The following is an 11,275-nucleotide window of genomic DNA, read 5'->3' on the forward strand; positions in this document are numbered from 1 at the left end:
TAATTTATCATCTTATGATGGTCAATTATAGCGAGTTAAAATACCACCAGCAATCCACTGTTTAAAGGCTCGTACTGTAAATTGAGTTAAAATAAAAAAACTTATTAAGTTAACTATCATTGCGCACAAAACAAATTTAAAATAATTATTATTAATCAAATAATTAGCAAATAAAATTTTACTACATAATAACAAATTACAAGGTGCCACTAATTTCAATAATTGGTTAATCATTTAATATTTATTAACGGTTTATTAATTATTTTAATACCATTTATTTTGGTCACTAACAATTTATCGATAATGGCAACATAAAAATTAATTTTATTAAAAAATTTACTACAGTTATTCACTATATGACTTAATAAGTATTGAATAAACCTGTTGATAACTCTGTAACATAATAATTATTAAAAAAATTTTAATTAAGATCAAATATTAAACGGATGTAACAAAATTTTATATTAGTTACCTTTCAAAATGCCCATAACTTAACCTAATTGACCCTAGCTTATCGCCAAAACGGCTACCTTGTGACACAATCACGCCGTCTAATAACAGTTGATTAAGTAAGGTTGATTCTTGCGCTACTGTGTTTACTGGTAAATGGGCATACAAATGTAAACCGCCTAATGGGGCTTGATAGGTAATTTGATCACCAAAATAGCTTTTTAACCATAGCATCAACTGTTTGGCTTTACTTTGTAACGTTTGTCGTAATTGTTGTTGATGACTTACATGATGATGTTGCAAATACTCTTGAGCTAATAATTGTGGCAAAATGCTTAACCCAGAATCGATATGTTGTCGAATTTTGGCTAGGTTTTCGATAATATCCCGAGGTGCAACCATCCAGCCAACACGAATATTGCGCCCAATATATTTTGATAACGACCCTAAATAGATAACTTGATTAGACTGTTCAAACTTTTTAATGGGCGATATGGGTAAATCACACTTAAAAGCTAAACTACTATAAGCATCATCTTCAACAATCCCTATGCAACGTGATCGACAAAATGCCAATATTGCCTGTTTACGCTCATTGCTCATAACAAAACCCATCGGATTTTGAAAAACAGGATTTAAAAACAACCATTTAATGTGATGTTGTTGTACACAACTAGCAAGACTTTCAAGCGTGATACCTTCGTTATCGCACTCAATACCATATAAACGCAATCCCGCTGCTTGAAATAGTGGCAACGAATAAAAATAAGATGGCGACTCAATCCCCACCGAATCCCCTGGTTTAAGCAATCCCTGCGTAATCAAAAATAACGATTGTTGTGTACCTGATGTAATTAAAATCTCCTCAGTATCAACTTGCATCGCAAATTGTTTTTGCATGTAAATAGCAATTTGCATCTTAAGTGATGGTAACCCTAGTTGTAATATATCGCTGTTTTTTTCGTGCATAATTAATTCATTTAACGACATATTTGGTAATTGAAATTTAGGTATCAAATACGTTGGCAAATCACCATTAGCCAGATCACAAATATCTGCTCGTTGCATACGCATTTGTGTCACTTTTTGTTGATAAACTGATTGCCTATTTTGATAAAAATGTGCAGGTAAGCGCCAATGAATCGATGAATATGTCTGCATTCCCCATTTTTGATTATTAACATAAGTACCACTTCCTTGACGCCGAACAAGCACACCGCGTTCAGTTAACAGATCTAGCGCATGAACAACCGTTGAGCGATTAATACACAGTTTTTTTGCCAGTTCACGTTCCGAAGGTAGTCTTTCGCCAGCTATTAGCATGCCTTGCTCAATATAATCTTCAATCAATTGTGCTACTTTCTTAAAAAGCGCGCCAGACAAGTTGGCTAGTTTTTGTTGATCCCACATAGTGATCTTGCTCTAACTGGTGTTATTAGTTGTTTGAAGGATGTTTAAAAAATGTTTGTTAACACCCCACCAAATTGGATGGCATTATTATAGTCCAATTGGCTGTTTTTTGTTGTGCTTAATTTTTGAATAATAAAAAAAGTAAACACAGTTAAAACAATATCATCATTATCAATTCAATTAGGAGCAAAAATGAACCAAATAACAGGCACACAAACCGTTAAACGCGGCATGGCACAAATGCAAAAAGGTGGCGTGATTATGGACGTGGTTAACGCAGAACAAGCCAAAATTGCTGAACAAGCAGGTGCTGTTGCAGTTATGGCTTTAGAAAGAGTTCCCTCGGATATTCGTGCCGCGGGTGGTGTTGCACGAATGGCTGATCCAACCATTGTTGAACAAGTTATGAAAGCAGTCACCATACCTGTTATGGCTAAAGCCCGTATTGGACACATTGTTGAAGCTCGTATTTTAGAATCAATGGGCGTTGATTATATTGATGAAAGTGAAGTATTAACACCTGCTGATGAACAGTATCATTTGCTTAAAGATGAATTTACCGTGCCATTTGTTTGCGGTTGTCGTGATCTGGGCGAAGCGTTGCGCCGAATCGGTGAAGGCGCATCGATGTTACGCACCAAAGGCGAACCCGGCACAGGTAATATTGTTGAAGCCGTACGCCATATGCGTAAAGTCAACGAACAAATTCGCCAAGTTGCTAATAAATCAAAAGATGAATTAATGACCTTTGCCAAAGAGATAGGTGCTCCTTATGAATTAGTATTACAAATCAAACAGTTAAAAAAACTTCCTGTTGTTAATTTTGCCGCTGGTGGCATAGCAACCCCTGCCGATGCAGCACTGATGATGCAACTGGGTGCTGATGGTGTTTTTGTTGGATCTGGCATATTCAAATCCCAAAATCCTGAAAAGTTTGCCAAAGCAATTGTACAAGCGACCACCTATTTTGACGACTATCCACGTTTAGCCGAGCTTTCAAAAGGTTTGGGTAACGCAATGAAAGGGATTGAAATCAGTACACTTGCTCAGTTTGAAAGAATGCAAGATCGAGGTTGGTAATGATGGCTTCTGCTCATAACAATATTAAACACATTGGAGTGCTCAATTTGCAAGGCGCAGTCAGTGAGCATATAACAATGCTTAATAGCATCAACAATGTACAAGCAACGCTAGTTAAACGCCCTGAACAATTAACCAAGCTAAACGGTTTAATTATTCCCGGCGGCGAATCGACCGCCATTAGTCGTTTAATCAAACAAAATGGGCTTGTCGAGCCAATAAAACAATTTGCCGAGCAGGGTAAAGGTATTTTGGGTACGTGTGCAGGATTGGTACTTTGCGGTAATAGCACAACTCATAACGAGGTTGAATTACTGGATTTAATGGATATTTGTGTTGAACGCAACGGTTTTGGGCGGCAAATTAACAGCTTTGAAACAACGTTAGACATACCAACGATTGGTCAACAAATTCCTGCGATATTTATTCGTGCTCCTTATATTGCCAAGGCAGGAAAAAATGTAGCGCAACTTGCATTTGTTCAGCAACGTTGCATTATGGCGCAACAAGGTAATATTTTAGTATGTGCTTTTCATCCTGAATTAAGTAAAGATAATCGAATTATGCGTTATTTTGTTGATAGATGTTAAAGGGGAAAGGGATTTGGCGTCCTCCTGAAAGCCTCTTTGAGAATGAAATAAAAACTTCAATAAAATCAATGACTTTCCTGACGGTTTTTTGACAAAAAACACCGTCTTATCGCCCTATTCACAAGTAACCGGTATAGTTTTGAGATTAAATCCAGCTTCTTTATAATATTTATACCTTACCCTTGCTAATGCTTTTAAATCCTCGCCAACAGGCACAAAATCAATAATATCACGATAGACATTGGCAAATTCAGGAAATTGTTCTTGTAAATTAATTAGCAGCGGCCTACTACCGCTGCTACGTTTTTGTGGCCAGCTGATTTCGACTGGTGATCCCCCCTTCATACCTTCGCCAGCTAAGTTATGCGGTACAAAACTGTCGGTGCTCAGTTGCCATAGGTATTCGTCGATTCGCTCAGCTTGTGCTTGATCTTGACAAGCAACTTGTACACGCAAATTAGCTTGCCATGCTTCGACGATTTTTTGGCATGCGAGTTTTTCATAATATAGCATGCCTGATTCGTTGGCTTCTGTTTGGTTTTCAAGTAGATAGAAGATCACTTTTTTCATAAATGCTGACTCAAGTTATTGATCAAGTAAGTATTGAATCAACATAGCAACAGGACGACCTGTTGCACCTTTTTTTGCGCCCGATTTCCATGCAGTACCCGCAATATCTAAATGCGCCCATTGATATTTTTCAGTAAAACGAGATAGGAAACACGCTGCAGTAATTGTGCCACCATCACGCCCACCAGCGTTAACAATATCAGCGCATGTCGATTTGATCTGTTCTTGGAATTGGTCGTCAATCGGCAGTGCCCATGCTTTATCTTCCGCTTTTTGTGATGCGCTAATCAATTGTGCGACTAACTTATCGTTATTGCCCATAACACCCGTATAGTGATGACCAAGTGCCACAATACAAGCACCTGTTAAGGTGGCTATATCGATGACGGTTTTGGGATTATAACGTTCAACATAGGTTAAAGCATCGCACAATACAAGCCGCCCTTCGGCATCAGTGTTGATGACTTCAACCGTAGTGCCTGACATGGTAGTTAATATATCACCAGGGCGGTAGCTATTACCGTCAGGCATGTTTTCACAACCCGCCATAACACCTACAACATTGATCGGTAATTTAAGTTCAGCAACGGCTTGCATAACACCATAAACCGTTGCAGCACCACACATGTCGTATTTCATTTCGTCCATGCCGGCAGCAGGTTTGATTGATATACCGCCCGAATCAAACGTTAGCCCTTTACCAACTAAGACATAAGGTTGGGCTTTTTTATCTTTGGTGCCTTGGTATTCAATAATGGTCATGATCGATTCGTTTTGCGATCCACGCCCAACGGCTAAATAGGCATTCATATTTAATTTTTTCAGTTCGCTTTCGCCAAGGCAGGTGACTTTGAGCGATGAGTGTAATTTGCCTAGCTGTTTGCCTTGTTCGGCTAAATATTTTGCATTACAAACGTTCGATGGCATGTTGGCAATAGTCTTGGTTGCGGTAATGGCATTAGCTATAATTTCACCCTGTAACAAGTTGCGAGTTAATTCATCAATATTGCTTTTATTGCCCGTTAATAATGTCACTTTTGCTAAGCTTGGCGCCGGCGTTTTGCTAGTTTTAAATTCATCAAACCGATACGTTATGTCACTAACTATTTGTGGTAGCTGTTTAGCAATTTGTAGACTATTGTTTTGATTGACAGTTAGCAAGTCCCACGCAATACTTTTAATTTTTTTGGCAAGCAGTTCTTTGATAACAGCTTGAATCACTTTTTTGGCTTGCATTACTCCAAAGTCGTTGGCTTTACCACATCCAACAAATAGGAGTTTTTGTTTGAGATCGCTATTAGTTTGATACAATAGCGTCGTTTTACCTAATTCGTGGCTAATGTCGCCTGATTTGATAAGCTGACTTACTAGGCCGTTAGTTAAGTTGTCGATATCTTTAACAATATCTGACTGACTTTTTCCTGAATCAATTGAAATAACTAAACACTCTGTTTTTTGTTTGGTTATAATAGTGCTATTTTTTATTTGAAATTCCATGATGTTTCCATTTATGGTTGATGGGAATAATGAATATTCTATCGGTTCATTATGGGATAGCAACAAAAAGATAACTAAAAAGAAGCAATTCAGATTATAATAACCAAATTTTGTACCAACATGTATAGGTAAAATGTGATAATTCGTCGGTATTTAGTTAAAGAGACACTGAAAACCCAAGGGGCAATATTATTTATTTTGTTGCTTATTTTCTTCTCTCAAAAATTAATTAGAATTTTATCAAATGCGATTGATGGTTCTATCCCTCGTGATTTGATTATGCCTTTATTGATGTTGGGTGTGTCGAACATGGCGGATCTGATTTTACCGTTAAGCCTATTTCTTGGTGTGCTGGTGACTTTTGGGCGGCTTTATGCTGACAGCGAAATGGTGGCAATGCATGCTTGTGGTGTTAAAAAGAGTTTAACTTATCAGGTGGTGCTGTTTCTTTGTATTTTAACTTGCCTATTAACGGCGTTGAACTCACTGTGGTTTGGTCCTTGGTCTAGTGTTAAGCAAGATCAATTGCTTGCCAATGCGAAAATTAATCCAAGTTTAGCTGGGCTGTTAGCGGGGCAATTTCAACAAACCCCTGATGGCAATTCAATGATTTATATTGGGAATGTGAATGAGAATAATTTAGAAAATGTTTTTATTGCGCAAATCAATCCCAAAGCCAATCAGCGACCTTCGATTATTATTGCCAATAAAGGCAAGACAAGCCACGATAATGAAGGTAATCAAATCATCACGCTTGAAGATGCTAACCGTTACGAGGGTACGGCACAACTTAAGGATTTTCGGATTTCTAACTTTCACAATTATTTAGGCATTATCAAACCTAAAGCACTAGATGTGAATGAAGATACCGATAAAGTCGATGTTCAACAGTTAGGATTACAGACGCTTGCCGATATGGATACGCCTAAAGCCAATGCCGAATTTTATTGGCGATTAACATTAATTATTTCCGTGCCATTGATGGCGTTTTTGGTTATTCCATTGAGTGTGTCTAATCCTCGTCAAGGGCGTCTTGCACAAGTTTTTCCTGCTTTGTTGCTTTATTTGGTTTATTTTTTATCAGCCAGTTCGATTAAGGCCAATGCAGGTAAAGGTCGGTTAGAACCTGATTTTTGGTTTTACATTTTGAATATCGGTTACTTTTTATTAGCACTAATGTTAAATTGTTGGGATAGCCTATTTATGCGCAAACTTCGCTTAAAATATTCGGCATCTTAAGGAGATATGCGTGTTTTCGATTTTAGACCGTTACATAGGTAAAACTATTTTAAGCACCATTGGTGTTAGTCTTTTTTTGTTGATCAGCTTATCAGGAATTATCCGTTTTATTGATCAACTTCGAAAAATCAAAGTTGATTATGATGCGTTTTCTGTCGGTATTTATACACTATTGATGGTACCAAAAGATTTAGAAGTGTTCTTCCCGATGGCAGCATTATTGGGTGCTTTAATTGGCTTGGGAATCCTTGCGTCACATAGTGAACTAACCGTGATGGAAACCTCTGGCTTTAGCCGTTTTAAAATTGCCTTTGCTGTAATGAAAACAGCCATACCTTTAGTATTGATTACTATGGCAATTGGTGAATGGGTTGCTCCTGTAAGTGAACAAACTGCGCGTAATATGCGTTCTGAAAAACTGTACGGTAATTCGCTAATGGTTGAGCAAGGCAGTCTTTGGGCAAAAGATGGGAATGATTATATATTTATTGGGCATATAAATAACGATAATTCAATTTCAAATGTGTATATCTATTCGGTCGATCAAAATAAATTACAATCCATTACTCACGCCGCTTATGGTGTTTATGAAAATAATGCTTGGACTTTATCACAAATCGAAAAGAACGACCTAACAGAACCCAATAAGGTGGTGGGCGTCAATATGGTCTCTATTCCTTGGCAAACCAATATTACACCCGACAAACTCAGCATTGTTGCATTTGATCCTGATTCGTTGTCAGCCTCTGGGCTTTATCAATATTCACAATATCTAAAAAGCTCAGGGCAAGATACCAAATATTACGATTTACTGTTTTGGAAAAAGCTTATTAAGCCTGTTTCAGTGGCGGTGATGATGTTGTTAGCCCTATCGTTTATTTTTGGTCCACTGCGTAGCGTGTCGATGGGGATTCGTGTAGTCATTGGCATTAGCTTTGGTTTCTTGTTTTATATTGCCGATAATTTGTTTGCCCAAGTCAGCATTGTAATGGGCATTTACCCATTGATTGGATCGCTTATCACAAGTTTTGTGTTTTTATTAATTAGTTATATTTTATTTAAGCGAAAAAACTAAGTTCAAACAAACTAAGTTCAAACAAACTAAATTCAAACGAAAAGCTAAGCTAACGGTGTTTTTATCAATCCTATCATCTTTGTTAAGATGATAGGATTTTTATTTGAGGATTGGATGATTCGGTTTAATTTATGATTTATCAAATAGCTTTAAATACTGTCCATACCCAGCATCTTCAAGTTCATCTTTCGGAATAAATCGTAACGCGGCCGAATTGATGCAATAGCGTAGCCCACCAAGCTCTTTAGGACCATCATTAAACACATGACCAAGATGTGAATCGGCGCCAGCCGATCGAACCTCGGTACGGCGCATACCAAAGCTAGTATCCTTTTTTTCAACAATATTGCGCTTTTCTATCGGTTTTGAAAAAGTTGGCCAGCCACAGCCTGAATCAAATTTATCTAACGAAGTAAATAGTGGTTCTCCCGATACGATATCGACATAGATACCCTCCCGATAATTGGCATAAAATTGATTATCAAAGGGTGGTTCAGTACCATTTCGTTGCGTAATATGATATTGCATAGGTGTTAATACTGATAGCGCTTTTTCTTTCATTGTATTATCCATAAGCCACCTTATATTATGTTGTTTGTTCTAATTATGTTGATTAACTACGTTTTAACATTGACTGTAATACTTTATCTTTAATCCAAACATAATGAAACAAAGCGCCGACTATATGTACAATAAGTAAAGCTAACAATAAATAGGCACTGACTTGGTGAATTTGATGAAATAATTGATAAGCTTTATTTGGCATATCAATAGCAGGAATAGAGATAACACCTAAAAAATTCAGTGAACGACTACTCATTAAATAACCAGAAAGAGGCACAATAATCAGTGAAAGATAAATAAAACCTTGTACCGATTTTGACAAAATACGTTGTCGTTTGTGTGTTTTGGGTAACACATCAGGCACTCCGTCTTGCTTAATGACGATAAAGCGCCAAAGTGTTATCCCCAAAATCAGCACACCAAATGATTTATGAAATAAATAAATATTAAACATACCACCTAAATAGGGGGATAACGTTACTTTGAACTGCACCAATAAATAGGTGAGCACAATCAATACTAATGTTAACCAATGGATCCATTTTTGTTTACTACTGTATTGTGGGTAGTTTTGCATGATTAAGTCATCCTTCTATTTGTTTTTTGACCAATGCTCAGATAAAAAATGAGATCGTCCTGATAATTGGTAATATTGATGATAATGTTGTGGTTGTTTAAGGTAATAATTTTGGTGATAATCTTCAGCCAAATAAAAAGTAGATGCAGGCTCAATAGCTACCTGAATTGGCTTATCAAAGTGGCCACTGTCTTGTAGAGCTTGTTTCGATGCCAATGCCAATTTGTGTTGAAATTCGTTATGGTAAAAAATAGCAGGACGATAAGAGTTCCCTCTATCAGCAAATTGACCTTCTGAATCAGTGGGATCAATTTGATGCCAAAAGATATCAAGGAGTTTTTTATAACTAATTATTTTAGGATCAAATGTGATTTGTATTGCTTCGGTATGTCCAGTATTACCACCACAAACTTGCTGATAAGTCGGATTAGCAATATGCCCTCCCGTATATCCCGACACCACATTAATCACGCCTTCATACTGATCAAACGGTTTTACCATACACCAAAAACAACCGCCTGCAAATGTTGCTTGTTCATATTGCTGCATAATAACCTCTCGAGTTTATAAGTTTATGATTTTATAATGTTTAAATATCGCCCCGCCTGTTGCCTAATACAGGTTTTATCATTCACATTAGCATGTCATGCTACTAGCAAGCATATTACTTGAAAAAGAATAAAAAAACACCATCTTGTTTAACAACTATTTTCGTTATAGAGGAATTGGTTATGGCAAGTGGATGGGCGTCTGACGATGCCGTTAATCAACAAATCGATAGTACAATTGTCGATGCTATTACAAACGCAAGGCGACAACTCCATCACGGCATAGCAAGTGCACATTTTTGTGTTGAATGTGGTGATATTATTGCAGAAGCACGAAGACAAGCATTACCAGGTGTGCAATACTGTTTAAGCTGTCAGCAAGAAATCGATAAACAAACGGCTAAAGCATTTAGCTTATATAATCGTCGAGGTAGTAAAGATAGCCAACTTCGTTAATAGCTGATTGTGCTTAGAAATGGGGGGCTACCCCCATTTTAAGTATGTTATCGTTTTAATGTAGAAAATAATAACTATTTTTTGCCCTCAACAACCGAATCATAAGGGTAAATAATTAATTTATTATCAAACCATTCGGCACAAAAAATATCTTCTATTTTTTCGTAACCTTGTTTGGTGATCTCACGTTTAACCCAATCTTCATCTTTTTCAAGTTGCTCAAGGTTATCATGGCTAATGCCACCATTTTCGATAATAAGCAATGCAATATCTTTTTCACCTTTTTTAATAACCGTTAAAGAACCATTTAGTTCGTACCATACTTCTTTTAATTCACCAAATGAAGAAATACCTTGAACATTAACTAACGTTTCAAAATCCCTTACTGGTAAGTTTGCTTTGATAAAATTATCCGTTATTAAGTGACCATTTTTAACCAATTGGATTGGTTTACCATCAATTGTGTCGCGTAAACGTGAGTTTTTAGATTTGATAAATCGAATTAAAACAAGCAAACCAGCCCAAATTGCAACTAACCCTGCCGCTTCCCAAGGTGATACAGTCGGGCTAAGTAATGCGCCCCCGACTAGCGCACCAATAACCATACTCCCAACCTGATCAAGCTGTGACATTGGTGCAATCTGACTTTTTCCTGATAATTTCACATAAATAAGTAAAATAAATAAAGCTAATAAAAACTTTGGTGCCATTTCTAATAAATACATTTTTTCCTCCAAGCCAAACATCATATGTTGAACGACAAGCGCAAATACAAAGTTCAATAATCCTTTTGATTTGCAACGAGTAACAATTTATCTAAAAAATCGGTATAACTTTTTTTAATTAAGCTTTAACTAAATGTAAATGAAATATAGTTTATTGTTTATTACTATTTTTAGAACAGTTTAAACTGCCAAGATAAGACGAATTAGAAAAGTGAATACCATTATTCTACTCCAAATTTTTACCAAGAAAATGGGGCTTAATAAATTAATTGTAAAATTATTTTTTAATAAAAATTAGCATACCTATATTCTAGCAATCAATAGTGACAAAAATAATAGATTAAAAATATTTATTAGCCACTATTTGTAGGGTTAGAAGATAAATCTAGTTTGGATGAAAATTTTGGGCTTTTATCGCTTTGGTTATCTAAATAGTTAAAGCGTTCACAATCTCACTTTTTTCTGTAAAAAAGAATAAAATACACAAAAAACTT

At 36.4% G+C, this 11,275-nt stretch carries 12 protein-coding genes; 5 read left to right on the plus strand and 7 right to left on the minus strand.

What is annotated here, in order from left to right; genetic code table 11:
• Nucleotides 1-468 precede the first annotated feature (468 nt).
• Nucleotides 469-1,860 (minus strand): PLP-dependent aminotransferase family protein, encoded by a 1,392-nt coding sequence (locus tag GQ589_RS03675; protein WP_160424656.1) that lies wholly within the window; start codon nucleotides 1,858-1,860, stop codon nucleotides 469-471.
• A gap of 192 nt (nucleotides 1,861-2,052) precedes the next feature.
• On the opposite strand from GQ589_RS03675, the gene pdxS reads away from it, so the two are divergent.
• Together pdxS and pdxT are read left to right on the plus strand one after the other, a co-directional pair.
• Nucleotides 2,053-2,940: a pyridoxal 5'-phosphate synthase lyase subunit PdxS gene (pdxS, locus tag GQ589_RS03680; RefSeq protein ID WP_160401280.1), complete on the plus strand. Its 888-nt coding sequence runs from the start codon at nucleotides 2,053-2,055 to the stop codon at nucleotides 2,938-2,940.
• Nucleotides 2,941-2,942: 2 nt separating this feature from the next.
• Nucleotides 2,943-3,530: a pyridoxal 5'-phosphate synthase glutaminase subunit PdxT gene (gene pdxT / locus GQ589_RS03685; RefSeq protein ID WP_160424715.1), complete on the plus strand. Its 588-nt coding sequence runs from the start codon at nucleotides 2,943-2,945 to the stop codon at nucleotides 3,528-3,530.
• A 114-nt stretch (nucleotides 3,531-3,644) separates the two neighbouring features.
• On the opposite strand, the gene GQ589_RS03690 is transcribed toward pdxT, so the two are convergent.
• Both GQ589_RS03690 and GQ589_RS03695 read right to left on the minus strand, forming a co-directional pair.
• Nucleotides 3,645-4,100: a DNA polymerase III subunit chi gene (locus tag GQ589_RS03690; protein WP_160412084.1), complete on the minus strand. Its 456-nt coding sequence runs from the start codon at nucleotides 4,098-4,100 to the stop codon at nucleotides 3,645-3,647.
• Nucleotides 4,101-4,115: 15 nt separating this feature from the next.
• Entirely contained in the window at nucleotides 4,116-5,597 is a 1,482-nt protein-coding gene (locus GQ589_RS03695; protein ID WP_160424658.1) for a leucyl aminopeptidase, read from the minus strand.
• A gap of 135 nt (nucleotides 5,598-5,732) precedes the next feature.
• Here GQ589_RS03695 and lptF point away from each other — a divergent pair, with 135 nt between their 5' ends.
• Nucleotides 5,733-6,836 (plus strand): LPS export ABC transporter permease LptF, encoded by a 1,104-nt coding sequence (gene lptF / locus GQ589_RS03700; protein WP_160412086.1) that lies wholly within the window; start codon nucleotides 5,733-5,735, stop codon nucleotides 6,834-6,836.
• A 10-nt stretch (nucleotides 6,837-6,846) separates the two neighbouring features.
• Nucleotides 6,847-7,911: an LPS export ABC transporter permease LptG gene (gene lptG, locus GQ589_RS03705; protein WP_160399966.1), complete on the plus strand. Its 1,065-nt coding sequence runs from the start codon at nucleotides 6,847-6,849 to the stop codon at nucleotides 7,909-7,911.
• 129 nt (nucleotides 7,912-8,040) lie between these two features.
• Here the strand turns inward: lptG and msrB are convergent, their stop codons facing one another.
• From msrB to msrA, 3 genes are read right to left on the minus strand one after another with little or no spacing between them, the layout of a single operon-like run.
• Nucleotides 8,041-8,472, minus strand: a complete 432-nt coding sequence (gene msrB, locus GQ589_RS03710) for a peptide-methionine (R)-S-oxide reductase MsrB (protein ID WP_160412135.1) — start codon at nucleotides 8,470-8,472, stop codon at nucleotides 8,041-8,043.
• A gap of 52 nt (nucleotides 8,473-8,524) precedes the next feature.
• Nucleotides 8,525-9,052, minus strand: a complete 528-nt coding sequence (locus GQ589_RS03715) for a cytochrome b (RefSeq protein ID WP_160424660.1) — start codon at nucleotides 9,050-9,052, stop codon at nucleotides 8,525-8,527.
• Between the two features lie 15 nt (nucleotides 9,053-9,067).
• On the minus strand, nucleotides 9,068-9,601 hold the full coding sequence (gene msrA / locus GQ589_RS03720) for a peptide-methionine (S)-S-oxide reductase MsrA (RefSeq protein WP_160424662.1): 534 nt from the start codon (nucleotides 9,599-9,601) through the stop codon (nucleotides 9,068-9,070).
• A 182-nt stretch (nucleotides 9,602-9,783) separates the two neighbouring features.
• Here msrA and GQ589_RS03725 point away from each other — a divergent pair, with 182 nt between their 5' ends.
• Nucleotides 9,784-10,056, plus strand: coding sequence for a DksA/TraR family C4-type zinc finger protein (locus GQ589_RS03725; RefSeq protein ID WP_160399969.1), 273 nt, complete (start codon nucleotides 9,784-9,786; stop codon nucleotides 10,054-10,056).
• A gap of 74 nt (nucleotides 10,057-10,130) precedes the next feature.
• Here GQ589_RS03725 and GQ589_RS03730 read toward each other — a convergent pair whose 3' ends face one another.
• On the minus strand, nucleotides 10,131-10,781 hold the full coding sequence (locus GQ589_RS03730; RefSeq protein ID WP_160399970.1) for a DUF421 domain-containing protein: 651 nt from the start codon (nucleotides 10,779-10,781) through the stop codon (nucleotides 10,131-10,133).
• Between the last annotated feature and the right edge of the window lie 494 nt (nucleotides 10,782-11,275).

Origin of the sequence: Gilliamella sp. Pas-s27 (genome assembly GCF_009795865.1) — a bacterium.
Lineage (GTDB): Bacteria > Pseudomonadota > Gammaproteobacteria > Enterobacterales > Orbaceae > Gilliamella.